We start from the raw sequence: 24,069 nt of genomic DNA on the forward strand, positions 1-24,069 counted from the left end.
GATCACCCCTTCACCGCCTTGACGATCTTCTGCGCGCCGTCCTTCAGGTCGTCGGCGGCGATCACGTCGAGGCCGGAGGTGTTGATGATCTCCTTGCCCTTCTCGACATTGGTGCCTTCGAGACGCACGACCAACGGGACCTTCAGGCCCACTTCCTTGACCGCGGCCACGACGCCCTCGGCGATCACGTCGCAGCGCATGATGCCGCCGAAGATGTTGACGAGGATGCCTTTGACGTTCGGATCCGAGGTGATGATCTTGAACGCCTCGGTCACTTTCTCCTTGGTCGCGCCGCCGCCCACGTCGAGGAAGTTGGCAGGCTCGGCGCCGTAGAGCTTGATGATGTCCATCGTCGCCATGGCGAGGCCCGCGCCGTTCACCATGCAGCCGATCTCGCCGTCGAGCGCGATGTAGTTGAGGTCGTATTTCGACGCCTGGAGTTCCTTCGGGTCCTCCTCGGTCTCGTCGCGCAGCTCGGCCACGTCCGACTGGCGGTAGATGGCGTTGCCGTCGAAGCCGAGCTTGGCGTCGAGCACCTTGAGATCGCCCTTGTCGGTGATGATCAGCGGGTTGATCTCGAGCATCTCCATGTCGCGCTCGATGAACGCCTTGTAGAGAAGGCCCATCAGCTTGACGCATTGCTTGACCTGCTGGCCTTCGAGGCCGAGCGCGAAGGCGATGCGGCGGCCATGCCAGGGCTGGTAGCCGGTGGCCGGGTCGACCGTGAAGGACAGGATCTTGTCGGGCGTCGAGGCGGCGACCTCCTCGATATCCATGCCGCCCTCGGTCGAGCAGACGAAGGACACGCGGCTCGAACCGCGATCGACCAGAAGCGCGAGATAGAGCTCGCGCTCGATGTCGGAGCCTTCCTCGATGTAGACGCGGTTGACCTGCTTGCCGGCCGGGCCGGTCTGGTGGGTCACCAGCGTCTTGCCGAGCATCTTCTTGGCTTCCTCGGCGGCTTCCTCGACCGACTTGGCCAGCCGCACGCCGCCTTTCTCGCCCGCCTCGGCCTCCTTGAAGGAGCCCTTGCCGCGGCCACCGGCGTGGATCTGCGCCTTCACCACCCAGAGCGGTCCATCGAGCCCGCCCGCCGCGGTCTTGGCCTCTTCGGACCGGAGGACAACGCGCCCGTCCGAGACCGGAGCGCCGTAGCTGCGCAGGAGCGCCTTCGCCTGATACTCGTGGATATTCATCGAACGACTGTCCCCGTGCTGTTTTGCGTCGCCCCTCTATACAGGCTGCGCGATCGGCTTTTTAAGCGAAGAATGCGCCGATCCCGGGATTTGGGGCGCTTTTCTGCGATATGTGATCACACGTTTCAATCCAGTGATCACAAATTAACGCGCTTGATCACGGATCGTGGGAATCGTTGCTCACGCGGCCTGCGGGCCACACCGGGCGCGTCTCCTGCGGCTGGGCAGGGCGGATCTCTGCGGCCCGGTGCTAGGATATCGAAAAACACTGAGCAGAACGCCATGACAGGATTGAGACACGCGCCGAGAGGCACGGCGCGCTGGGACGTGGTCACGACCGCTCGCGAGCCCGCGCCCCTTATCGCGGCCTTCGTCGCGCATCACCTCGCGCTCGGCGCATCGCGGATCCATCTCTATCTCGACGCGCCCGATCCCGAGATCGAAGCCCTCTTGGCGCCGGTCCGGGAGGTTCGGATGACGTTCGCCGACGCGCGGTTCCATCGCCACGCCTATGGAGGCCGCCGCTCGCCCCGGCTCAACCGCCGCCAGCGGCTCAACGCGCAACATGCCTATCGCCGGAGCGAGGCGGATTGGCTTCTGCATCTCGATGCCGACGAGTTTGTCATGGTCGCCGATCTCGACGCGCAGCTGGCCGAGCTTCCGCCCGAGATCGGCTGGCTGCGGCTGGTCAATGGCGAGCGCGCGTATCTCAAAGGCGCGCGTCCCCGTGGCCTCTTCGACGGTGTCATGCTTCTGCCCTCCGACAATGGCGGCCTGCCGCGCTGGATGCGGCGCGGCCTCTTTTCGGGGCAGGGCGGGCTGCGTCCGGAAGGGCTTCTGGGACATGCGCGCGGAAAGTCGGCGGTCCGCTGCGGGCAGGCGCTGAGCATGGGCGTGCATTCGCCCCGGGTGAAGTCCGATCTGGGCGAGGCTGTCAGCGGTGAGGTGGCGATCTGCCATTTCGACGGGCTGACGCCTGCCCATTGGCAGGGCAAGCTCCTGCGCTACGCTGCGGCCGAGGGCCACGCAACGCAGATCGGCGCCGCGGGGTCGCGGCAGCGGGTGTTGCAGCTTCAGGCCTTCGCGGCCCTTGGCGGGAACGCGACGGCGGCCCGGGCACTGCACGACCGGTTGCGGTGTCTGACGGATGTGCAGCTGGAGTTGCGCCAGGCGCGGGGGCTCGTGCGCGACATCCCGTTCGATCCGACCGAGGCGGCGCGGGCGCGGTTCGCGGATGCGGGCTATGCGTATTCGGCGGAAGAGTTCGACCGGTGTCTCATGCCGGAGCGGCAGAGCGCGGTCGGGGTGTGATCGCCTCGCCCGATCGTGGGGCGAGGCGATCCTAGACAGTGCAGGTCAGGCGAGGGTCTCGTCGATCCCCTTGCAGGCCTCGACCAGGCCCTTCACCGCGTTGACCGAGTTGTCGAACATCGACTTCTCGTCCTTGGTCATCTCGATCTCGACGATGCGCTCGATGCCGCCCGCGCCGATCACCGTCGGCACGCCGACATAGAAACCGTCGAGGCCGAACTGGCCGTCGCAATAGGCGGCGCAGGGCAGAACGCGCTTCTGGTCCTTGAGATAGGCCTCGGCCATCTCGATCGCCGAGGTGGCGGGCGCGTAGAAGGCCGAGCCGGTCTTCAGGAGGCCGACGATCTCGGCGCCGCCGTCGCGGGTGCGCTGCACGATCGCGTCGAGCTTGTCCTGCGTGGTCCAGCCCATCTTCACCAGATCCGGCAGCGGCACACCGGCCACGGTCGAGTAACGGGTCAGCGGCACCATCGTGTCGCCATGGCCGCCGAGTACGAAGGCGGTGACGTCCTTCATCGACACGCCGAACTCGAGCGACAGGAAGTGACGGAAGCGCGCGCTGTCGAGAACGCCCGCCATGCCGCAGACCTTCTCATGCGGCAGGCCCGAGAATTCGCGCAGCGCCCAGACCATCGCGTCGAGCGGGTTGGTGATGCAGATCACGAAGGCGTCGGGCGCGTTGGCGGCGATGCCTTCGCCCACGGATTTCATGACCTTGAGGTTGATCCCCAGAAGGTCGTCGCGGCTCATGCCGGGCTTGCGGGGCACGCCGGCGGTCACGATGCAGACATCTGCGCCCGCGATATCGGCGTAGTCCTGGGTGCCCTTGAGCGTGGCGTCAAAGCCTTCGGAGGGGCCGGACTCGGCGATGTCGAGCGCCTTGCCCTCGGGGGTGCCTTCGGCGATGTCGAACAGGACGACGTCGCCCAGTTCCTTCAGCGCCACGAGATGGGCGAGCGTGCCGCCGATCTGGCCTGCGCCGATGAGCGCGATCTTGGGTCTGGCCATGGTTCCGTGTCTCCAACTCGGTTTCGGATTGCGCGCATGGCTAGTGCGTCGTTGCAGCGCGCGCAAGCCCGCTGCATTGCGGCAAGGGCTGCGGGGCGCGTCTGGCGCCGCGGCGGTTGGGGCGCTAAACCTCGGGGAAACCGGGAGTTATGACACGTGGATCCGCTCGGCTGGACAGTTTTCGCGGTGGCCGTTCCGGCGGTGATCTTCGCCGGGATCTCGAAAGGCGGCTTCGGCTCGACCGCCGCCTTCGCCTCGTCCTCGATTCTGGCTCTGGTGCTCGATCCGGCGACCGCGCTCGGGATCATGCTGCCGCTTCTGATGCTGATCGACCTCGCGTCGCTGCCGCCCTATTGGCGGCGCTGGTCCTGGCCCGAGGCGCGGCTTCTGATGCTCGCGGGCCTGCCGGGTGTGGCCCTGGGCGCGCTGGTCTTCGAGATAACCGATCCCGATGCGATCCGGCTCTTGATCGGGATCGTGTGCCTCGGCTTCGTCGCGTGGCAGGTGGCGGTGGCGAAGGGCGTCGTGGCGCCCTCGGCGCGCGATCCCGGGCCGGTCATCGGGCTCGCAAGCGGCATCGCCGTCGGGTTCACCAGTTTCGTCAGCCATGCGGGCGGTCTCGCGGCGGCGATCTACCTTTTGGGCCGGGGCTTGGGCAAGACGGCCTACCAGGCGACCACGGTGCTGGTCTTCTGGGCGATCAACCTGGTCAAGGCCGGCATCTATGCGGGCCTCGGCATCTTCAGCCGCGACACGCTGACCCTGGACCTCTGGCTGATCCCGGCGGCGCTTTTCGGAACATGGCTCGGGGTCCGGGCGCATCACCTGGTCCCCGAGACGCTGTTCTTTCGCGTGACCTATGCGCTTCTGAGCGTCACCGGGGCCAAGTTGATGTGGGATGCGCTGACCTGAGGCTCAGGCCGGGGCGCCGGGGATCGGCATCCGTTCGGGAATCGTCTCGTAGGCCTTGCCGGAGGCCAGAAGGCAGGCCTGTCCGTCCGAGCTCGAGACGAGCACCGTCCAGGTGCCGGTGCGGTCCGAGGCATAGACCTCGAGCACCTTGGTTTCGGTCAGAAGGCCGACCGACTGGCGCGTCTCGCCATAGGTTTCGGCAAGCCTGTCAACGACTTGCAGGCGCGGCGCACAGCGATCGACCGCGCTGTCGGCGGTCGCGGAACTGGCGGTGAGAATACAAACAGGCGCGAATACGAGCGCGGACACGAGACCAAGATGACGCATGGATGACTCCTGCTTCTCCGCGAAACCAAGCGCCGGAGCCCCCATGGTCGGCCGTTCCGCGGTCTGGACGTCCTGCCACTATGAAACCAATTACCTTCCAGATGGTTAACGGCACCGACGCCCGCGATTTGTGCACGAGTGCATACAATTTTTGCTGCAATGCGGCGATTCTCGCTTGAAATCTTCTGCGCAAAATGGCGTCTAAGGATGAAATTTTGTTTCGCATAGGAGACCGATCCATGCTGACCCGTCCGCTTCGCTCGGTGCTCTACATCCCGGGATCGAAACTGCGCGCCATCGACAAGGCGCGCGCCCTGCCGGCCGATGCCATCATCTTCGACCTCGAGGACGCGGTGGCGATCGAAGAGAAAGAGGCGGCGCGGGAAACCCTGCGACACGAGCTTGGCCGCGGCGGGTTCGGGCAGCGCTTCATTCTCGTCCGGATCAACGGGCTCGACACCCAGTGGGGCGAGGCGGATGCCCGCGCCGCGGCACAGATGAAATGCGATGCGGTCCTCTTGCCGAAATGCGAAAGCGCCGCGCAGCTCGACCGGCTCGCGGGTCTTGTCGGCCAGCATCGGCTCTGGGCGATGATGGAGACGCCGCGCGGCATCCTGCGCGCCGAGGAGATCGCGGCGCATCCGCGGCTCGACGGCATGGTGATGGGCACCAACGATCTCTACAAGGAGATGCATGCCCGCCCGACGCCCGCGCGCGACGCGATGCTGACCTCGCTCGGCATGTGCGTTCTGGCGGCCAAGGCGCATGGCATCGCGGCCATCGACGGGGTCTATAACGCCTTCAAGGACGAGGCCGGGCTGAAGGCCGAGGCCGAGCAGGGGCGTGACCTCGGATTCGACGGCAAGTCGCTGATCCACCCGCTCCAGCTCGAGGGCGCCAACGACGCCTTCGCGCCGACCGAGGCCGAGGTCGACCTCGCGCGTCGTCAAATTCGCGCCTTCGAAGAGGCGCGGGCGCAGGGGCAGGGCATCGCGGTGGTCGACGGCAAGATCGTCGAGAACCTGCATGTCGAGACCGCGCGCAAGGTCCTGGCCAAGGCCAAGGCCATCGCCGAAATCGCACGTATCGCGGCGGAGTAAGACATGGCTCTCCTGATCCTTGGTCTTCTCCTTTGGAGCGGCGCGCATCTCTTCAAGCGCCTGGCACCCGCCCAACGCGACGCGATGGGCGATGCCGGAAAGGGGGCTGTCGCGCTGGGCGTGATCGCTGGCCTGATCCTCATGATCCTCGGCTATCGCTGGGCCGAGTTCGTGCCGGTCTGGACGCCTCCGGCCTTCATGGTGCATCTCAACAACCTCATTATGCTGATTGCGGTCTTCGTCTTCGGCATGAGCGCCACCAAGGGGCGTCTGCGCGGCCGGATGCGGCATCCTCAGCTGACCGCGGTGAAGATCTGGGCGGTCGCGCATCTTTTGGTGAATGGCGACCTGGCGTCGATCCTGCTGTTCGGCGGCCTTCTGGCCTGGGCGGTGGTCGAGGTGATCCTCATCAACAAGACCAGCAGCTGGGACCGGCCGCAGCCCGGCGAGGCCAAGCGCGACGTCGTCCTGGTCATCGTCACGCTGGTGATGTTCGCCGTGATCACCGGCGTTCACGCCTGGCTCGGTGTCTGGCCCTTCCCGGGATAAGCTCATGAAACTCTACCGCTTTCTCAGCGCCGACGACACGTCGGAGTTCTGCCACAAGGTCTGCGCCGCGCTCGACAAGGGATGGGAGCTTTATGGCTCGCCGACCTATGCCTTCGACGCCGCCAATGGCGTGATGCGCTGCGGCCAGGCGGTGACCAAGGACGTCCCCGGCCAGAGCTATTCGCCCGACCTGAAACTCGGAGAGCAATGATGAAGGACGTGACCATGCCCGTCAGCAAGACCAATCCCGGCTGGTTCTTCGAGGATTACAGCATCGGTCAGGTGATCGAGCACGCGGTGCCGCGCACGGTCACGAGCGGCGAGCGGGCGCTCTACCACGCGCTCTATCCGGCGCGTCACGCGCTCTATTCCTCGGACGCCTTTGCGCAGTCCTGCGGTCTGGCGGCCAGCCCGATCGACGATCTCGCGGCCTTCCACGTCGTCTTCGGCAAGACCGTGCCGGACGTGTCGCTGAACGCGCGCGCCAATCTCGGCTATGCCGAGGGCCGCTGGCTGAAGCCGGTCTGGCCGGGCGACACGCTTCGCTCCAGCTCCGAGGTGATCGGCCTCAAGCAGAACTCGAACGGCAAGACCGGCGTGGTCTATGTCCGCACCCGCGGCACCAACCAGCATGGCGAGACCGTGCTCGACTATGTGCGCTGGGTGATGGTGAAGAAGAACGACCTCGACCGGCCCGCGCCCGAGACGGTGGTTCCGGACCTCGCGACGGCGGTCGAGCCCGCGGATCTGGTGATCCCCGAGGGTCTCGATTTCTCGTCCTATGATTTCACCCTTGCGGGCGAGCCGCATCGGCTGGGCGACTACCAGATCGGCGAGGTGATCGACCATGTCGACGGCGTCACCGTCGAAGAGGCCGAGCACATGATGGCCACGCGCCTGTGGCAGAACACCTCGAAGGTGCATTTCGACGGCACCCAGCGCGAGGACGGCAAGCGCATCGTCTATGGCGGGCACGTCATCTCGATGGCGCGGGCGCTGAGCTTCAACGGCCTCGCCAATGCGCAGATGATCGTCGCGCTGAACGCCGGGGCACATGCCAACCCGACCTTCTCGGGCACGACGATCCGGGCCTGGTCCGAGGTTCTCGACACCGCCGAGACCGACCGCCCGGGCGTCGGTGCGATCCGCTTGCGGCTCGTGGCGACAAGCGAGGCAGGGCGCGCGGGTGAGCTGAAGGACGAGAGCGGCAAGTACCTGCCGCATGTGCTTCTCGACCTCGATTACTGGGCGCTGATGCCGGTTTGAGCCACGGCGCGTCGGTGTCGTGCCCTCTCGGCGCCCCTATGAGGCGACCTGACGCAAGATGTGTGATCACGCGCCATAAAACGTGATCACATTTGGCATGTTAGCGCCCAAGCTGCGTCAAATTTCCCCGGATCAGGCGCGGCTCGCCCCGTGACAGCGGGGGAAAAACGTTTAGAACCCTGTCCAAGGGAACCGAAAGGACATCGCCATGGCCGACGTGAACCGGGGCAATCGCCCGCTCTCACCACACCTGCAGATCTACCGTCCGCAATTGACGTCGATGACCTCGATCCTCACGCGGATCACCGGCAACGCCATGATCGTGGCCGCGCTTCTGATCGTGTGGTGGTTCATTGCGGCAGCCTCGGGCGAAGAGGCCTTCGCGACCGCCAACGGCTTCATCACCTCGTGGTTCGGCGACATCGTCATGTTCCTGTCGCTCCTGGGCCTCTGGTATCACACGCTCGCCGGCATCCGGCACCTGATCTGGGACAACGCCCTGCTCTTGGACGTGCCCACCGCCGAGAAGCTGGGCATCGGCTGCCTTGCCGGGTCGGTCATCCTGACCATTCTCACCGCATTGATCGTCTGAGGGGAGCCGACATGAGCTATCTCACCGACCGCAAGCGCGCCGTGAACTGGGGTTCGGCCAAGTCCGGCACGCATCATTTCTGGGCGATGAAAGTGTCCTCCGTGGCGCTCCTGATCCTCGTCCCGCTCTTCGTCTTCACCTTCGGCGCGGCCCTCGGCGGCAGCTACGACGAGGTGGTGGCCTATTACGAACGCCCGTTCCCGGCGATCGTCGCGGCGCTGACGCTGATCGTCGGCTTCAAGCACTTCAACGACGGGTTCCAGGTGCTGGTCGAGGACTATGTCCACGGCATCTGGGAAAAAATCCTGATCCTCGGCATGACCTGCCTTTCCTACGGCGCCGCCGCGGTTGGCCTTTTCGCCATCGCGCGCCTGGCGCTCTGACCGGAGCACGACATGGCTGCATACGAATACGAGACACATGATTACGACGTGGTCGTGGTGGGCGCGGGCGGCTCCGGCTTGCGCGCGACGCTCGGCATGGCCGAGCAGGGGCTGCGCACCGCCTGCGTGACCAAGGTCTTCCCGACCCGGTCGCACACCGTGGCCGCGCAGGGCGGCATCGCCGCATCGCTCTCGAACATGGGCCCGGACCACTGGCAGTGGCACATGTACGACACCGTGAAGGGCTCGGACTGGCTGGGTGACACCGACGCGATGGAATACCTCGCACGCCACGCGCCCGAGGCGGTCTACGAGCTCGAGCATTACGGCGTGCCGTTCTCGCGCACCGAAGAGGGCAAGATCTACCAGCGCCCCTTCGGCGGCCACACCACCGAGTTCGGCGAAGGCCCCGCGGTGCAGCGCACCTGCGCCGCCGCCGACCGGACCGGCCACGCGATCCTGCACACGCTCTACGGCCAGTCGCTCAAGAACAATGCCGAGTTCTACATCGAGTATTTCGCCATCGACCTGCTGATGGACGAGGACGGCGCCTGCACCGGCGTGGTCTGCTGGAAGCTCGATGACGGCACGATGCATGTCTTCAACGCCAAGATGGTCGTTCTGGCCACCGGCGGCTACGGGCGCGCCTATTTCAGCGCCACCTCCGCGCATACCTGCACCGGCGATGGCGGCGGCATGGTGGCGCGCGCGGGGCTGCCTCTGCAGGACATGGAATTCGTGCAGTTCCACCCGACCGGCATCTACGGCGCGGGCTGCCTCATCACCGAGGGCGCGCGCGGCGAGGGCGGCTATCTCACCAACTCCGAGGGCGAGCGGTTCATGGAGCGCTACGCGCCCCAGTACAAGGACCTCGCGCCGCGCGACTATGTCTCGCGCTGCATGACCATGGAGATCCGCGAGGGCCGGGGCGTCGGCGAGGGCAGCGATCACATCCACCTGAACCTCTCGCACCTGCCGAAAGAGGCGCTGCAGCTGCGCCTTCCCGGCATCTCCGAGAGCGCGCGCATCTTCGCCGGTGTCGATGTCACCAAGGAGCCGATCCCGGTGATCCCGACGGTGCATTACAACATGGGCGGCATCCCGACGAATTACTGGGGCGAGGTTCTGAACCCGACCGAGGACGACCCGAACCGCATCGTCCCGGGCCTGATGGCCGTGGGCGAGGCGGGCTGCGCGAGCGTGCATGGCGCCAACCGCCTCGGGTCGAACTCGCTGATCGACCTCGTCGTCTTCGGCCGCGCCGCGGCGATCCGCGCGGGCAAGGTCGTCGACCGTGATGCGGCGACCCGCTCGGTCGATACTGCGCAGGTCGACAAGGCGCTCGACCGGTTCGACAGCATCCGCAACGCCGATGGTGGCACGCCGACGGCCGAGCTGCGTCTCGAGATGCAGAAGACCATGCAGGAAGACGCGGCCGTGTTCCGCACCGCCGAGACGATGGGCAACGGCGTCAAGCGGATGACCGAGATCGCGGGCAAGCTTGGCGATCTCAAGGTCACCGACCGCAGCCTGGTGTGGAACTCCGACCTGATGGAGACGCTGGAGCTGACGAACCTGATGCCCAACGCGCTGGCCACCATCGTGTCCGCCGAGGCGCGCACGGAAAGCCGGGGCGCGCATGCGCATGAGGATCACAAGGTGCGGGACGACGAGAAGTGGCGGGTCCACTCCATCGCCCGCGTCTCGGACGCCTCCGTGGACCTCAGCTACCGCCCGGTGATCACCGATCCCCTGACGAACGAGGATCAGGGCGGCATCGAGCTGAAGAAGATCGCGCCCAAGGCGCGGACCTTCTGATGCGGCGCGTCGCGGGTCTTTGCCTGGGTCTTGCGCTTGCGGCCTGCACGCCGCAGCAGCAGGACCAGATCGCCCGCGACGCCGCGCGCTCGACCGTGAACCGGGTGCTTCTCGAGCGCTATCCGGGCCTGCCGCTCGGGCCTGCGATCGATTGCATCATCGACAACGCGAGCGCGCAGCAAATCCTCGCGCTCGCGGCCAAGACGGTCGGCGGCCCCGATGCCGCAAGCTACGAGATCGTCGGCCGCATCGTGCAGAAGCCCGAGACGATCCGCTGTCTCGCCGTCGAAGGTGCGCCGGTTCTGCTGGAAAGCCTCTAGGGTCGGCTGACCCAGACGAGATCGCCGCGGCGTCTCAACCGGTCGAGATCGTTTTGATATCGCTGTGAGAGACGCTCTTTGTCGGCGGTCTCAAGCGGGTCGAACCGCGTTCCGCCCGCGTGATCTGCGACAAGACAGTCTGGATCATACGCGCCTCTCGACATCGAGAGCGCCGCGCGGATCGCCTCGGTCGTCGGCGCGGCATTCACGCCGCCCGGATCGCGGATCTCCTCGATGCGCGCCCAATCTCCCAGAAGGTCGCGCACTCGATCCTCGAGCCTTGTGTCTTCGAGCACGGCGATGTGCAGGGGCGTGCCCGGGAAGACGCGCTGGATCACGTCGATCAGGTCGGGCCAGCCAGCCTCGGGATCGCAGAGGCGCTGGGCGATCTGGTCGAACGGGGGCAGGTTTCCCGCGAACACGGCCCGCATCGCGTAGACCGAGACGATGAAGCTCGCGTAGCTGCGGATGGTGAGATGCAGACGCTCGGGGCTGTCGCGCAAGAGCGCGCGCGCGGCGCGCAGGCGCGCGTCGGCCTCGGGATACAGGCCGCGCCCGTCGCGCTTGAAGGCCGGGCCGAGCAGCATTTCTTCGGAGAGGATCACCCGGTCCGCGCCGCCTGTCAGCGCCGCCAGATCGGTGCGGCTGCGGCGCAGCCCGGTCCAGCGGGTCAGGGGGTTGCGCGATCTGTGCGCCCGGACCGCGTCGCCCAGCACCTCGCGGATCGTCGCCGTGCTGCGCTTGTCGGGGCGGGGCGGGGTGAGGACTTTGGCCGGCGCAATCTCTTGCGACAGCCCGTCGAGCACGGTCTGGAGACTGGTGCTGCCGGTGCGGTGAGCGCCGAGATGCAGGACGTAGCGGGTCATGCGCCGAGCCCCATGAAGCTCTCGAGCCGCCGGTAGAGGATGCGGTAGTCCAGCTCAGCCTCGGCATAGCGCCGGGCGGCGGTGCCAAGTCGCGCCCGCAGATCGGCGTCGGTCAGCACCCGCGCCAGGCTCTCGGCGAGGGCCTCGGTCGCGCCCTCGGGATGGACGAGCCCGGTCTCCTCGTGGCGGACATGTTCGGGCACGCCCGCATGCGCGGTGGTGACCACCGCGACACCGGCGGCCATCGCTTCTTGCACGATGCTGGGCATGCCCTCGGTGTCGCCATCCGCGGCGGTGCGGAAGGGTTGAAGCACGCAGGCCGCGCGCCGGAGCCGGGCGATCACCGCGTCATGGGGCAGGGCGCCGTGCAGGACGACCCGATCCGAAAGGCCAAGCTCCGCCGCACGTGTCGTGAGCGCTTCGGCCAGGGGACCGTCGCCGACGAACTCGAGCCTCGCGGTGGCGGGTGCACCTGCGGCGAAGATCTCCAGCGCGGCGAGCGGATCCTTCTTGGCGACGAGCCGTCCCACGACAAGAACGAGATCCGGATCGACCTCGCCGGGCATGATCAGGCGGGTATCCGTGCCGCTCGGTACCACGAGGCTCCGCCGCGCTTGCAACCCGTGGGCTGCGAGCCTGTCGAGAAGGAAGCGCGAGACCGCGACGATCCCGTCGATGCGGGGCAGGATCTCGGCCAAAGCCGCGCGATAATCCGGGTCCGACAGCCGCGCGGAGGCATCGTTTCCGCGGAAATAGCAGAAGGTCGACCGCCCCTGGTCCAGCAAGCCCGGCGCGACCTCGGTCGCCACATAGCCGAACTCGCAGAGCGCGGGGCTGGCGCGGTGGCGGTCGAGAAAACCGGCGATCCGGGCGTCCCGCTGGCGTGCGGCGCGGTCGCCCCGCCAGGCCGCCAGCGGCTTGCGCCAGCGCTTCCGCGGCGGAATCACCCGGACAGGCGCGCAGGCGAGAAGCCGGTCGTCGCCTGCGTCCGCCTCGTCGAGGGACAGCGCGACCGTGACCGTCGCCCCGCCGTTCAGCTCGGCGATGTGGCGGCGCACGAAGGTCTCGGAATATTTTCGCGGGTTTCCTGTCAGGATCGCGACGGGCGTCTGGCTCATGCGGGCTCTGTGTCCGGGGCGTTAGCGTTCACACCCGTCTAACGCATATATGCTTGCAGGCGCGACGATTTTTCCGGGCGATTGCATTGGCCTTTCGCTGCGATGCGGCTAATGTCCCACCCGACAGATGTGAGAGCGCGAGACCGGACGATGGTACAATTCACCCTCCCCAAGAACTCCACGATCCGCACGGGCAAGACCTGGCCGAAGCCCGAGGGCGCCAAGAACGTCCGGGCCTTCAAGATCTATCGCTGGTCGCCGGATGACGGCGAGAACCCGCGGGTCGATACCTATTATCTCGATCTCGACAAGACCGGGCCGATGGTTCTGGACGCGCTCATCAAGATCAAAAACGAGATCGACCCGACGCTGACCTTCCGTCGCTCCTGCCGCGAAGGCATCTGCGGGTCGTGCGCGATGAATATCGACGGGATCAACACGCTGGCCTGCATCTACGGCATCGACGAGATCTCGGGCGACGTGAAGATCTACCCGCTGCCGCACATGCCGGTGGTCAAGGACCTGATCCCGGATCTGACGCATTTCTACGCGCAGCACGCCTCGATCATGCCGTGGCTCGAGACCAAGACGAACCGACCCGCGAAGGAGTGGAAGCAGTCCATCGAGGATCGCGAGAAGCTCGACGGGCTCTATGAATGCGTGATGTGCGCGTCCTGCTCGACCTCGTGCCCGTCCTACTGGTGGAACGGCGACCGGTATCTCGGGCCGGCCGCGCTTCTGCATGCCTATCGCTGGATCATCGACAGCCGGGACGAGGCGACGGGCGAGCGGCTGGACGATCTGGAGGATCCGTTCAAGCTCTATCGCTGCCACACGATCATGAACTGCGCGAAGACCTGCCCCAAGGGTCTGAACCCGGCCAAGGCGATCGCCGAGATCAAGAAGATGATGGTCGAGCGTACGATCTGAGCGCACGGCTCCCGACATCGAAAACGCCCCGTGGCCCGGCCGCGGGGCGTTTTTCGTTTCAGCTATGCTGAGATTTCAATGCAGGTTTGTTGCGGTCCAAGGATGTAAATGCCGCGTTGCAGCATTAGATGGTTGGGCAAGGGAGGAGCCACAGCACTGAAAGCGAGGCTCCACATGGCCAACACTTCCAACCAGACGCGCCGCAAGGACCCCGACGAGGCACTTCGCGTCCTCGAAGACGCCTGGTCCTACTTCACGCCCGAGAGCGCGACGCGCGGATCGTCCTCCACAGCCACGAGAAGCTCCGAGGAAAAGGACATGCTGACGCAAATGGCGCGTCGGGCCTTTACCTGATCGGCTGATATCAACTCCTTGAATGCGGCCCGGAGCCACTGGTCCCGGGCCGCGTTTCGCTTAGCTCATCGGACATGATCGTCGTTCTCGGATTGCTGATCGCCTTCGTGCTGATTCTCGTGTTCTCGAACCGGGCAACACGGGCCTGCCGCTGGCGCGAATACCCCCAAAGTGACCAAGAGAGCACATGGCGCTGCGTCCAATGCGGGGCCGAGACCCAGGGCGTGCGCCGAAAACCCCCGTCGTCGTGTCTGCGCGACAACAGCCCGCCCGACCTTTAGAATTTTCGGAATCTGGTCTACTCTTTCTCTTGATAGTTGCGGGGTTTGGCCCGATATGGGCTTCAAGACGCCAACGCACGCGCCTCTGTCGAAAGGGGACCTTCCCCTAGGGTTACGTAGCGACGGTAACGTCTCCGCTGGTACTGGTCGGGTGTCGCAGCCCGGGTCTGATGGAGATGAACATGACGACCAATCTCGCCGATTTCGCGAACCGTTCCACCCCGCTCAGCCGGGTCGAGGAGCATATTTTCGCCACGCATTTCGACAAACCCACCCTGGTGATCGACACCGAGATCGTCGCGCGCCAGTACGAGGCGCTCGCCGCCGGTCTGGGCCACGCCACCATCCATTATGCCGTCAAGGCGAACCCCGCGCGCGAGATCATCGCGACGCTGGTGCGCGCCGGGTCGCATTTCGATGCCGCCTCGCGCGGCGAGATCGAGCTCTGCCTTAGCCAGGGCGCGACCCCGGACCAGGTGTCCTTCGGCAACACGATCAAGAAGGTCTCGGACATCGCCTGGGCGTTTGGCGCGGGCATCCGCCTCTTTGCTGCCGATGCCGAGGAAGAGCTCGAGAAGATCGCCGAGAACGCCCCCGGCAGCTCGGTCTATATCCGCCTGATCGTCGATGCGTCCGAGGCCGACTGGCCGCTCAGCCGCAAGTTCGGCTGCGCCCGCGACAAGGCGCTGTCGCTTCTCGAGATGGCGGTGTCGCTGGGCCTGACCCCGGTCGGCTTCTCCTTCCATGTCGGCTCGCAGACCCGTCGCGCCTCGATGTGGGCACCGACGCTCGACCAGGTGGCCGCAGTCTGGCAGGCCGCGAAAGAGGCAGGCTACGAGCTGTCGCTTCTGAACATCGGCGGCGGCTTCCCGGCCTTTTACGGCGAAGCCATTGACGGCCCGCGGGTCTACGCCGCCGAGGTGATGAAGCTGATCGAAGAGCGCTTCGGCCACATCCCGCACATCATGGCCGAGCCGGGCCGCGGCATGGTCGCCCATGCCGGCGCAATCGCGGCCGAGGTGATCCTGGTGTCGAAAAAGTCCGAAGCCGACATTCACCGCTGGGTCTATCTCGATATCGGCCGGTTCTCGGGTCTCGCCGAAACCGAGGGCGAGGCGATCCGCTACCAGTTCGCGACGCTCCGCGACCATGAGCCGAAGGGCCCCTGCGTGCTGGCCGGTCCGTCCTGCGACAGCGCCGACGTGCTTTACGAGAAGCGCCCGGTCGAGCTGCCGATGGGGCTGAAATCGGGCGACAAGGTCGTGATCCGCAACTGCGGCGCCTATACCTCGACCTATTCCTCCGTCGGGTTCAACGGCTTCCCGCCGCTCGACGTCGTGGTGATCTGACACTGGCTGGGCGCGGTTTCCCCCGCGCCCGTTCAGCTTTCCAAAAGGTGCAAAAGCTGGCTTTCGGCGCGGCGCAATCCGCGCCGTTCCGGTGCTTTTTCGACCCGCGCAGCACGCTCTTCGTGATCAAGCTCGGTCAGGGCGATCACCGCCGGGTGGATATAGCTCGATCGCGCGATGGCGGGCGTGTTGTGGAGCCGCGTCGCGGCCGCCTCGGACAGCGCCTTGATCGTCGGGCTCTCCTCGACGAGGGCCGTCTCCAGCGCGGCGACCGATCCGGTCCACGTCCGGAAGGTCTTGGCGCTGATGGCATCGACGCCGGTATGGCCCGCCAGAAAGGCGTTCACCTCGCCGCTCGTCACTTGCCGCGCGGCGCCGTCGTCATCTTCCCACGAGATCAGGGTCGGGCCCGACAGATCGTCAAGCTGCCCGAGCACGCGGTTCAGCGTGCGGTCGCGCAGGCTCTTCTCGACCTTCGTGCCGCCCTTGCCGCGATAGGCGAGCTTCAGCCCGTCTTCGCTAAGCTCCAAGTGCCGCGGCCGGAGCGTCGTCGCCCCGAAGGTCCGGTTCTCGCGCGCGTAATCGCTGTTGCCGACCCTGAGGCTCGCCCGGTCGATCAGCGCCAGCACCGCGGCGATGGCGAAGCCGTGCTCTCCGGCTTCGCCGTCGCGCAGATCGCGCTGGATGCGGCGGCGGAGCGAGGGGAGGGTGGCCCCGAACGCGGCGAGGTGATCGAACTTCTGCTTCGAGCGGAAGGCGGTCCAGTCCTCGTGATACCGGTACTGTTTGCGCTCCCGCGCATCGCGACCCGTGGCCTGCAGGTGCCCGCGCGGCTCGGGGCAGATCCAGACATCTTCATAGGCCGGCGGGACGGCGAGCGCCTCGAGCCGCCGCCGCTCGGTCCCCCGCGCGATGCGCGTGCCATCGGGCGCGATGTAGGACCAGCCGCGTCCGCGCCGCTCGCGGCGGATACCGGGGCGGCTGTCGGGATAGTAGACGAGGTCGGGCAGCGTTTGCATGGCGCAGGAACGCGGGCCGGGCGCCGCGGTTCCGGCGTCGCTTGAACCGGGCTTCGGGTGGTGTAGGGTGCGCCGACCGGGGCAGGGGCAACAGGCAGGCAGGATGCAGGACCAGGCGGCAGAGATCGAGATCGAGACACCGGACGTCCCGGCGCCCGAATTGTTCGACGCGGCGGGGCCGGCGGTCGACCGGCTCTGCGACCTCTACGAAGCCGGGGTGTCGTTCCTATGCACGCGGTTTTCCGAGGCGCTGGATGGCGGCGCGCCCGACCGGCGCTACAGGGCCTTCTACCCCGAGGTGCGCATCCGGACCTCGAGCTTTGCCAAGATCGACAGTCGCTTGAGCTTCGGTCACGTCGCCGCGCCCGGGGTGCATGCAACGACCGTTACGCGGCCCGATCTCTTCCGGCATTACCTCGAACAGCAGATCCGGCTCCTGCTCGAGAACCACGGCGTCCCCGTCCAGATCGGCCTGTCGACCACGCCGATGCCGGTGCATTTCGCCGTGGCCCATCGCGGCATCACCGTGCCGCAGGAGGGGGCGGCTGATTTCATCCTGCGCGACGTGTTCGACGTGCCGGATCTCAGCACCACGAATGACGACATCGTCAATGGGATCGCCAAGCCCGCGGCAGATGGGGCCGAGCCGCTCGCGCCCTTCACCGCGCAGCGCATCGACTATTCGCTCGCGCGCCTGGCGCATTACACCGCGACCGATCCCGAGCATTTCCAGAACCACGTCCTCTTCACCAACTACCAGTTCTACGTCAGCGAATTCGAGGCCTATGCCCGCGCCGCGCTGGCCGATCCCGAGAGCGGCTACACCAGTTTCGTCTCGACCGGCGACGTGGAGATCACCGAGGCCGAGGCCGAGATACCCATCAGCGCGAAGCTGCCGCAGATGCCGACCTATCACCTCAAGCGCCCGGGGGGCGCGGGGATCACGCTCGTCAATATCGGCGTCGGCCCGTCGAACGCCAAGACGGCGACCGATCATATCGCGGTGCTGCGCCCGCATGCCTGGCTGATGGTCGGGCATTGCGCCGGTCTTCGGAATTCGCAGTCTCTCGGCGATTTTGTCCTCGCCCACGCCTATCTGCGCGAAGACCGGGTGCTGGACGACGACCTCCCGGTCTGGGTGCCGATCCCGGCGCTCGCGGAGATCCAGATCGCGCTGGAAGAGGCGGTGGCCGAGGAGACCCGGCTCAAGGGCTACGACCTCAAGCGGATCATGCGGACCGGAACGGTGGCCAGCGTCGACAACCGCAACTGGGAGCTTCGCGACCAGCGCGGGCCGGTGCAGCGTCTGAGCCAGTCGCGGGCCGTGGCGCTCGATATGGAAAGCGCCACCATCGCCGCGAACGGCTTCCGCTTCCGGGTGCCCTACGGCACGCTTCTCTGCGTGTCGGACAAGCCGCTGCATGGCGAGTTGAAGCTGCCTGGAATGGCTTCGGACTTCTATAAAACACAGGTTTCACGGCATCTGAGGATCGGAATCAGGGCGATGGAGACCTTGCGCGAGATGCCTTTGGCGCGCATACACAGCCGGAAGTTGCGCAGCTTCGAGGAAACAGCCTTCCTCTGATTGCAGAAACAGCGCGATTCCCCTTGTTTTTATGATTTTGTCTGCCTCAAATTGTTGTGTGCTAACGCTACATAGAGTTTAGTATCCGTGATGAGCCCCTAACGAAGGGCGATTGCAGCAGAGAGAGAGCGACGAATGGCAAAGCCCATGACGAAGACCCAACTGGTGGCCGCGCTGGCCGACAAGATGGACGCCGACAAGAAGACCGCTTCGGCCGCGCTGGACGCGCTGACCGGCATCATCACCGACGAGGTGTCCGGCGGTGGCGCGGTGACCCTTCCCGGTGTGGGCAAGATCTATTGCCGCGAGCGCCCCGAGCGCATGGTCCGCAACCCCGCGACCGGCGAGCAGTTCAAGAAAGAGGCCGACAAGGTCGTCAAGATGACCATCGCCAAGGCGCTGAAGGACAGCGTCAACGGCTGATCTCTTTCAGATCGGTGCGAGGGGCCGCCTTCGGGCGGCCTTTTCCATTTTCGGAGGGGCGGTGTGGATCAACCGGCGGGCGCGAGCGCTGTGCGCTGCCTCCCTTCGGCATCGAAGTTCTCCGGCGAGAGCCACGCCTGGAACCGTGCCTTGAGGCTCGGCCATTCGCTGTCGAGGACGGAGAACCAGGCGGTGTCCCGGTTGCGCCCCTTGACCACCGACGCCTGCCGGAACGTCCCCTCATAGGTGAAGCCCAGCCGCGCCGCGGCCCGCCGCGAGGGCGCGTTGAGCGCGTCGCATTTCCATTCGTATCGGCGGTAGCCCAGCGTCTCGATGGCGTGCTGCATCATCAGCGCCATCGCCTCGGTCGCGGCGGCGGTGCGCTGGAGGCGCGGGGCGAGATGGATGTAGCCGACCTCGATCACGCCCGCGTCCGGCGTGATCCTGAGGTAGCTGGCGTGACCGGCGGGGCCGGCCGCGTCGCAGATCGTGAAGAAGAGCGGATCGGGACTGGCCGCGGCCTCGTCCATCCAGGCCGCGAAGTCTTCACGGCTCTCAGGCGGCGAGAGCGGCAGATAGGTCCAGTCGCGCCCCTCGGCATCCTCGGCGAAGGCGTCGTAAAGCGCGTCGGCATGCGCGGGCACCAGCGGCTCGACCCGGCAAAAGCGCCCCGTGAGCGTGCTCCGCTCGGGGCGTTTCGCCGGCAGAGCCGTCTCGACCGGCGCGCCGACCGGCTGGCCGAAGCCGTTGACGACGCTCACCCGAAGACGCGACCCAGCGCGGCGTCGACCGCCTCGACCATCTGGTCGAGATCGCTCTTGGTCGCGATCAGGGCAGGGGAGAAGCACAGCGTGTTGTTGTAGCCCGGCACGGAGCGGTTGGTCGCGCCGATGATGACGCCCTGCTTCATGCAGTCGCCGGTCACGGCCTGAACGAGCTTCTCGTCCATCGGCACGCGGGTCTCGCGGTCCTTGACGAGCTCCGCGCCCTGGAAGAGACCCTTGCCGCGCACGTCGCCGATGACCTTGTGCTTGCCCTTCAGCTCTTCGAGCTTGCCCATCAGGTAATCGCCCATCGCGACGGTGTTCTCGAGAAGGCCCTCCTCCTCGATGATGCGCATGTTCTCGATGGCCGCGGCGGGCCCGGCGGTGCAGCCGCCGAAGGTCGAGATGTCGCGGAAATAGTCCATCGGATCGGAGGCATCGGTCTTGAAGAGATCGAAGACGCTCTCGGTGGTCACGAGGCAGGCGATCGCCGCGTAGCCCGAGGCCACGCCTTTGGCCATCGTCACCATGTCCGGCTCGACCCCGTAATTCTGGTATCCGAACCACGCGCCGGTGCGGCCGACGCCACAGACGACTTCGTCGATATGGAGCAGGATGTCGTATTTGCGGCAGATCTCCTGCACGCGCGGCCAGTAGCCCTCGGGCGGGACGATCACGCCGCCGCCCGCGGTCACGGGCTCGAGACAGAGCGCGCCGACAGTGTCGGGGCCTTCGCGCAGGATGACCTCTTCGATCTGGTTGGCGGCCCATTCGCCATAGCCCTCGGACGGGGCGCCCTGTTCATGCGCGCGGTATTCGAGGCAATGCGGCACCCGCACGAAGCCCGGGGTGAGCGGCCCGTACTGGGCGTTGCGCTCGTCCTGACCGCCTGCCGAGAGGCAGCCGATGGTGGTGCCGTGGTAATCCCGGTCGCGGTAGAGGATCTTGTGCTTCTTGCCGCCGTAGCGCTTGTGCGCGATCTGGCGGACCATCTTGAAGGCCTTCTCGTTGGCCTCGGAGCCGGAGTTGCAATAGTAGACGCGGCTCATGCCGGGCATCTTGTCGAGCAGCTTCTCGGCGAAGAGCGCGCCGGGCACCGAGCCCTTGGCCCCGGCGAAATAGTTGAGCTTCAGAAGCTGGTCATAGACGGCGCGGGCGATGCTTTCGCGCCCGTAGCCCACGTTGACCGTCCAGACCGCGCCCGAGACGCCGTCGAGATGCTCCTTGCCGTGCTGGTCCCAGACCCGCATGCCCTTGCCTTCGAGGATGACCTGCGGATCGGCGCTCTCATAGGATTTGTGCTGGGTGAGATGATGCCAGACATGCTCACGGTCGGCGGTGACGATATGCGAGATGTCGTTGGGGGAAAGCGTTCCGTCCATGTCGGGATCCTCTCGGTCGGGTCGAGTCGTTTCGACTATTTGATCAAATTCTGCACCCGGCACGGCTGCGGCGCAAGGGATCGAGACGCGATCAAGAGCGCGTTATCTCGAAGAGGCGCCTTCGCGCGCAGGGATGGGGCACATGCTTGGTCCAGAGCGAGCATCGCCGCATGCGCAGGAAATGTCCGTCTTTTCGGCGCGTGCTCTCTGGCGTGCGTGCAAGGCTGGCCTCCGCCCCCGGAGTTCTTGACTCCCAAAGCCGCGCGCGCGAGAGGGTGGCGCATGTCTTTCACGCTTCTCCAGGTCGCTATTGGCGGCGCGCTTGGCGCGACCTCTCGGTATCTAACCGGGGTCGCGGCGGTCCGGCTCATGGGCCCGGGCTTTCCCTGGGGCACCCTGACCGTGAATGTCCTGGGCTCGTTTCTCATGGGCGTGCTGGCGGTGGCGCTCGGCCAGTTCTCGGCCACGCGCTTCGCGCCCTTCCTGATGACCGGGCTCCTGGGCGGCTTCACCACGTTCTCGGCCTTCTCGCTGGACGCGGTCACGCTTTACGAGCGTGGCGATGTCGCGCTGGCGGCGGGCTATGTGGCGGCCTCGGTCATCGTGTCTCTCGGCGCGCTGATCCTCGGGGTTGCGCTGACCCGCGGGGTGATGGCATGAGCCGGGTGCAGATGATCACGGTCGGGCCCGGGGACGGGGACCAGCGGCTCGATCGCTGGCTCAAGCGGCTCTTTCCGCATCTGGCCCAAAGCCGGATCGAGAAGATGTGCCGCAAGGGCGAGCTCCGTGTCGATGGCGGCCGGGTGAAAAGCGCGCACCGTCTGCAGGTCGGAGAGCAGGTACGCATCCCGCCGATCCCCGAGCCGGGGCAGGTGGCGTCGCAGCCGAAGCCCTCGGTTTCGACCCAGGACGCTTCGATGATCCAGTCCTGCGTCCTCTTCCGCGACGACCACATGATCGCGCTCAACAAACCGCCGGGCTTGCCGACCCAGGGCGGGTCGAAACAGACGCGCCACGTCGACGGCATGGCCGAGGCGCTGCGCTTCGGCTTCGACGAGGCGCCGCGGCTGGTCCACCGGCTCGACAAGGACACCTCGGGTGTGCTGCTGCTCGCGCGGACGCGGCAGGTCGCCGCCGATCTCAGCCGGGCGTTCCGCGCGCGGGACACCCGCAAGATCTACTGGGCCGCGGTTGCCGGAGTGCCCGCGCCTGCGATGGGCACGATCCGCTTCGGTCTGGTCAAGGCGCCCGGCCACGGCAAGGGCGGCGAGAACGAGAAGATGCGCTGCATCCATCCCGACGCGGTCGCCGCCACCGAGGGCGCCAAGAACGCCACGACGGATTACGCGGTGCTGACGCAGCTCGCCAAACGCGCCTCTTGGTGCGCGCTGGTGCCGATCACCGGGCGCACGCACCAGCTGCGCGCGCATATGGCCGAGCTCGGCCACCCGATCGTGGGCGACGGAAAATACGGCGGATCGGGGCAGGAAAACCTAGGCGACGGTTGGGGCGCGCAGCTCGGCGGCGAGATCAGCCGAAAGCTGCATCTGCATGCCCGGTCCCTGTCGATTACCCATCCCGTGACCAACGCGCGGATCACCGTCACCGCGCCGCTGCCGCCGCATATGGTCAAGACCTGGGAGACGGTGGGCTGGGATCCGGCGGACGTGCCCGAAGACCCCTTTGCGGAGGTCGAATGACCGCCCCGAAGCTGGTGATCTTCGATGTCGATGGCACTCTCGTGGACAGTCAGGCCGACATCCTGGCGGCGATGCACATGGCCTTCGACAGCGTGTCGCAGCGCCCGCCGGAGCGCGCGGAGATACTCGGGATCGTGGGGCTCTCCCTGCCCGAGGCCCTGGCGCGGCTCGCACCGGATCTCGATGCGGCGACCCGGATGGGCATGGTCGCGTCCTACAAGGATGCCTACATGACGTTGCGGGCGGAGCAGGGCGTCGATGCGTCCTCGCCGCTCTATCCCGGGGTGCGCGAGGTGCTGTCGGCGCTGGCCGCGCGGGACGATCTTCTTCTCGGGGTTGCGACGGGCAAGTCCCGGCGGGGGCTCGATAAACTCCTCGAAGGTCACGGGCTGGAGACGGTGTTCTTCACCCGGCAGGTCTCGGACGATCACCCGTCGAAGCCGCACCCCTCGATGCTGGAGGCCGCGCTCGACGAGTGCGGGCTTGAGCCGTCCGCGGCGGTCATGGTCGGGGATACCGAGTTCGACATGGAGATGGCCCGCGCCGCGCGCATCGCCGGAGTAGGCGTGAGCTGGGGCTATCACGGGCGGGACCGGCTGTCGGCCGCGACACATGTGATCGACCGGATCGAGGATTTGCCGCCGGTCTTGGCGGCGCAATGGGGGACGGCATGAGCGACTGGGCGCCAAAACGGTTCTGGCAGGAGACCTCGGTGGTCGACGCCGAGGACGGGTTCGAGGTGCGTCTCGACACGCGCCCGGTCCGGACGCCGGCGAAACAGCCGCTGGTCCTGCCGAGCCGGGCCCTGGCCGATGCGGTGGCCGAGGAATGGCAGGCGCAGGAAGAGCGCATCGACCCGCGCCGGATGCCGGTGACGCGCAGCGCCAATGCCGCCATCGACAAGGTCCGTCCGCAACAGGCCGAGGTCGCGGCGATGCTGTCGGCCTATGGCGACAGCGATCTTCTCTGTTACCGGGCCGAGGGACCCGCCGAGCTTGTCGCGCGGCAAGAGGCCGGCTGGGATCCGATGCTCGACTGGGCCGCCGCAACCTTCGAGGCGCGGCTCGAGCCCCGCACCGGGGTGATGCACGCGCCCCAGGACCCGGACGCTCTCGCCAAGCTCGCCGCTGCGGTGGCGCGTCTTGATGCGTTCGAGCTGGCCGCCTTTCACGATCTCGTGTCGCTGACCGGCTCTTTGGTATTAGGGCTGGCGGCAGAGCGCGGCCAGGACGCCGAAACCATCTGGCGTTTGAGCCGGATCGACGAGGAGTGGCAGGCCGAATTGTGGGGCGCGGATGACGAGGCGACCCGCGTTGCAGAAGAAAAACGCACGGATTTCAACCATGCGGTGCGCTTTCTGACGCTTCTGCGCGCTTGATACTCGCACGAGCCTGCCTGACCTTACGGCAATCACCAAGGCAACGCCGCTTTTCAGGGCGTTCGGCTTGACCTGCCCGGAGAATTCCTCCCAAACTCCGGCCCACTGAGCGGGATACCGCCCGCTGGTGCTTTTTCG

27 protein-coding genes are annotated in these 24,069 nt (G+C 66.5%); 19 read left to right on the top strand and 8 right to left on the bottom strand.

All coding sequences use genetic code 11. The features are described 5' to 3' along the window. Positions 1–2 precede the first annotated feature (2 nt). Positions 3–1,196, bottom strand: coding sequence for an ADP-forming succinate--CoA ligase subunit beta (sucC, locus tag ACFQ4E_RS01160; RefSeq protein ID WP_386801081.1), 1,194 nt, complete (start codon positions 1,194–1,196; stop codon positions 3–5). Between the two features lie 282 nt (positions 1,197–1,478). On the opposite strand from sucC, the gene ACFQ4E_RS01165 reads away from it, so the two are divergent. Beyond that, complete coding sequence (locus tag ACFQ4E_RS01165; protein ID WP_386801082.1) at positions 1,479–2,507, top strand: glycosyltransferase family 2 protein; 1,029 nt, start codon at positions 1,479–1,481, stop codon at positions 2,505–2,507. Between the two features lie 45 nt (positions 2,508–2,552). Here ACFQ4E_RS01165 and mdh read toward each other — a convergent pair whose 3' ends face one another. Beyond that, entirely contained in the window at positions 2,553–3,515 is a 963-nt protein-coding gene (gene mdh, locus ACFQ4E_RS01170) for a malate dehydrogenase (RefSeq protein WP_386801083.1), read from the bottom strand. 156 nt (positions 3,516–3,671) lie between these two features. Between mdh and ACFQ4E_RS01175 the strand changes: the two genes are divergently transcribed. Further along, positions 3,672–4,427, top strand: coding sequence for a sulfite exporter TauE/SafE family protein (locus ACFQ4E_RS01175; RefSeq protein ID WP_386801084.1), 756 nt, complete (start codon positions 3,672–3,674; stop codon positions 4,425–4,427). A 3-nt stretch (positions 4,428–4,430) separates the two neighbouring features. On the opposite strand, the gene ACFQ4E_RS01180 is transcribed toward ACFQ4E_RS01175, so the two are convergent. Continuing rightward, positions 4,431–4,754, bottom strand: a complete 324-nt coding sequence (locus ACFQ4E_RS01180; RefSeq protein WP_386801085.1) for a hypothetical protein — start codon at positions 4,752–4,754, stop codon at positions 4,431–4,433. A gap of 239 nt (positions 4,755–4,993) precedes the next feature. On the opposite strand from ACFQ4E_RS01180, the gene ACFQ4E_RS01185 reads away from it, so the two are divergent. The 8 genes from ACFQ4E_RS01185 (at position 4,994) to ACFQ4E_RS01220 (ending at position 10,782) form a co-directional block, all read left to right on the top strand. Then, complete coding sequence (locus tag ACFQ4E_RS01185; protein ID WP_386801086.1) at positions 4,994–5,854, top strand: HpcH/HpaI aldolase/citrate lyase family protein; 861 nt, start codon at positions 4,994–4,996, stop codon at positions 5,852–5,854. 3 nt (positions 5,855–5,857) lie between these two features. Next, the gene (locus tag ACFQ4E_RS01190; RefSeq protein ID WP_386801087.1) at positions 5,858–6,403 is read left to right on the top strand and encodes an NnrU family protein; all 546 of its coding nucleotides are present in this window, start codon (positions 5,858–5,860) and stop codon (positions 6,401–6,403) included. A gap of 4 nt (positions 6,404–6,407) precedes the next feature. Continuing rightward, positions 6,408–6,614, top strand: coding sequence for a DUF1737 domain-containing protein (locus ACFQ4E_RS01195; RefSeq protein ID WP_386801088.1), 207 nt, complete (start codon positions 6,408–6,410; stop codon positions 6,612–6,614). Then, a complete protein-coding gene (locus ACFQ4E_RS01200; RefSeq protein WP_386801089.1) occupies positions 6,614–7,669 on the top strand; it encodes a MaoC family dehydratase in 1,056 nt (351 codons plus the stop codon). The genes ACFQ4E_RS01195 and ACFQ4E_RS01200 overlap by 1 nt, the downstream gene beginning before the upstream one ends. 208 nt (positions 7,670–7,877) lie before the next feature. Beyond that, positions 7,878–8,261 (top strand): succinate dehydrogenase, cytochrome b556 subunit, encoded by a 384-nt coding sequence (gene sdhC / locus ACFQ4E_RS01205; protein WP_386801090.1) that lies wholly within the window; start codon positions 7,878–7,880, stop codon positions 8,259–8,261. 11 nt (positions 8,262–8,272) lie between these two features. Further along, on the top strand, positions 8,273–8,644 hold the full coding sequence (sdhD, locus tag ACFQ4E_RS01210) for a succinate dehydrogenase, hydrophobic membrane anchor protein (protein WP_386801091.1): 372 nt from the start codon (positions 8,273–8,275) through the stop codon (positions 8,642–8,644). Positions 8,645–8,656: 12 nt separating this feature from the next. Continuing rightward, on the top strand, positions 8,657–10,462 hold the full coding sequence (sdhA, locus tag ACFQ4E_RS01215; RefSeq protein WP_386801092.1) for a succinate dehydrogenase flavoprotein subunit: 1,806 nt from the start codon (positions 8,657–8,659) through the stop codon (positions 10,460–10,462). Continuing rightward, the gene (locus ACFQ4E_RS01220) at positions 10,462–10,782 is read left to right on the top strand and encodes a hypothetical protein (RefSeq protein WP_386801093.1); all 321 of its coding nucleotides are present in this window, start codon (positions 10,462–10,464) and stop codon (positions 10,780–10,782) included. The genes sdhA and ACFQ4E_RS01220 overlap by 1 nt, the downstream gene beginning before the upstream one ends. On the opposite strand, the gene ACFQ4E_RS01225 is transcribed toward ACFQ4E_RS01220, so the two are convergent. Then, positions 10,779–11,648: a hypothetical protein gene (locus ACFQ4E_RS01225; RefSeq protein WP_386801094.1), complete on the bottom strand. Its 870-nt coding sequence runs from the start codon at positions 11,646–11,648 to the stop codon at positions 10,779–10,781. The two genes, ACFQ4E_RS01220 and ACFQ4E_RS01225, sit on opposite strands and share 4 nt — an antisense overlap. Further along, the gene (locus ACFQ4E_RS01230; RefSeq protein WP_386801095.1) at positions 11,645–12,766 is read right to left on the bottom strand and encodes a glycosyltransferase; all 1,122 of its coding nucleotides are present in this window, start codon (positions 12,764–12,766) and stop codon (positions 11,645–11,647) included. Before ACFQ4E_RS01230 ends, ACFQ4E_RS01225 begins: the two co-directional genes overlap by 4 nt. A gap of 150 nt (positions 12,767–12,916) precedes the next feature. On the opposite strand from ACFQ4E_RS01230, the gene ACFQ4E_RS01235 reads away from it, so the two are divergent. From ACFQ4E_RS01235 to ACFQ4E_RS01245, 3 genes are all read left to right on the top strand, one after another. Further along, positions 12,917–13,696 carry a succinate dehydrogenase iron-sulfur subunit gene (locus ACFQ4E_RS01235; protein WP_386801096.1) on the top strand — a complete coding sequence of 260 codons (780 nt, stop codon included), beginning with the start codon at positions 12,917–12,919 and terminating at the stop codon, positions 13,694–13,696. A gap of 174 nt (positions 13,697–13,870) precedes the next feature. Beyond that, a complete protein-coding gene (locus ACFQ4E_RS01240) occupies positions 13,871–14,050 on the top strand; it encodes a hypothetical protein (protein ID WP_386801097.1) in 180 nt (59 codons plus the stop codon). A gap of 463 nt (positions 14,051–14,513) precedes the next feature. Then, the gene (locus ACFQ4E_RS01245; protein ID WP_386801098.1) at positions 14,514–15,680 is read left to right on the top strand and encodes a type III PLP-dependent enzyme; all 1,167 of its coding nucleotides are present in this window, start codon (positions 14,514–14,516) and stop codon (positions 15,678–15,680) included. Positions 15,681–15,712: 32 nt separating this feature from the next. Here ACFQ4E_RS01245 and ACFQ4E_RS01250 read toward each other — a convergent pair whose 3' ends face one another. Continuing rightward, a complete protein-coding gene (locus ACFQ4E_RS01250; protein ID WP_386801099.1) occupies positions 15,713–16,699 on the bottom strand; it encodes a DNA topoisomerase IB in 987 nt (328 codons plus the stop codon). A gap of 103 nt (positions 16,700–16,802) precedes the next feature. On the opposite strand from ACFQ4E_RS01250, the gene ACFQ4E_RS01255 reads away from it, so the two are divergent. Together ACFQ4E_RS01255 and ACFQ4E_RS01260 are read left to right on the top strand one after the other, a co-directional pair. Next, positions 16,803–18,284, top strand: a complete 1,482-nt coding sequence (locus tag ACFQ4E_RS01255) for an AMP nucleosidase (protein WP_386801100.1) — start codon at positions 16,803–16,805, stop codon at positions 18,282–18,284. Positions 18,285–18,419: 135 nt separating this feature from the next. Continuing rightward, positions 18,420–18,707: an HU family DNA-binding protein gene (locus ACFQ4E_RS01260; protein WP_386801101.1), complete on the top strand. Its 288-nt coding sequence runs from the start codon at positions 18,420–18,422 to the stop codon at positions 18,705–18,707. Positions 18,708–18,775: 68 nt separating this feature from the next. Here the strand turns inward: ACFQ4E_RS01260 and ACFQ4E_RS01265 are convergent, their stop codons facing one another. Both ACFQ4E_RS01265 and ACFQ4E_RS01270 read right to left on the bottom strand, forming a co-directional pair. Beyond that, positions 18,776–19,468 carry a GNAT family N-acetyltransferase gene (locus ACFQ4E_RS01265; RefSeq protein WP_386801102.1) on the bottom strand — a complete coding sequence of 231 codons (693 nt, stop codon included), beginning with the start codon at positions 19,466–19,468 and terminating at the stop codon, positions 18,776–18,778. Then, positions 19,465–20,853, bottom strand: a complete 1,389-nt coding sequence (locus tag ACFQ4E_RS01270; RefSeq protein WP_386801103.1) for an aminotransferase family protein — start codon at positions 20,851–20,853, stop codon at positions 19,465–19,467. Before ACFQ4E_RS01270 ends, ACFQ4E_RS01265 begins: the two co-directional genes overlap by 4 nt. Before the next feature lie 282 nt (positions 20,854–21,135). Here ACFQ4E_RS01270 and crcB point away from each other — a divergent pair, with 282 nt between their 5' ends. The 4 genes from crcB to ACFQ4E_RS01290 are packed head-to-tail and all read left to right on the top strand — an operon-like array spanning position 21,136 to position 23,931. Beyond that, the gene (gene crcB, locus ACFQ4E_RS01275; protein WP_386801104.1) at positions 21,136–21,513 is read left to right on the top strand and encodes a fluoride efflux transporter CrcB; all 378 of its coding nucleotides are present in this window, start codon (positions 21,136–21,138) and stop codon (positions 21,511–21,513) included. After that, on the top strand, positions 21,510–22,553 hold the full coding sequence (locus tag ACFQ4E_RS01280) for an RluA family pseudouridine synthase (RefSeq protein WP_386801105.1): 1,044 nt from the start codon (positions 21,510–21,512) through the stop codon (positions 22,551–22,553). The genes crcB and ACFQ4E_RS01280 overlap by 4 nt, the downstream gene beginning before the upstream one ends. Continuing rightward, positions 22,550–23,227: an HAD-IA family hydrolase gene (locus ACFQ4E_RS01285; RefSeq protein ID WP_386801106.1), complete on the top strand. Its 678-nt coding sequence runs from the start codon at positions 22,550–22,552 to the stop codon at positions 23,225–23,227. The genes ACFQ4E_RS01280 and ACFQ4E_RS01285 overlap by 4 nt, the downstream gene beginning before the upstream one ends. After that, entirely contained in the window at positions 23,224–23,931 is a 708-nt protein-coding gene (locus tag ACFQ4E_RS01290; RefSeq protein ID WP_386801107.1) for an ATP12 family chaperone protein, read from the top strand. The genes ACFQ4E_RS01285 and ACFQ4E_RS01290 overlap by 4 nt, the downstream gene beginning before the upstream one ends. The last annotated feature ends 138 nt before the right edge of the window (positions 23,932–24,069 follow it).

The sequence above is a fragment of the Litorisediminicola beolgyonensis genome (assembly GCF_042679605.1).
Classification (GTDB): domain Bacteria; phylum Pseudomonadota; class Alphaproteobacteria; order Rhodobacterales; family Rhodobacteraceae; genus Litorisediminicola; species Litorisediminicola beolgyonensis.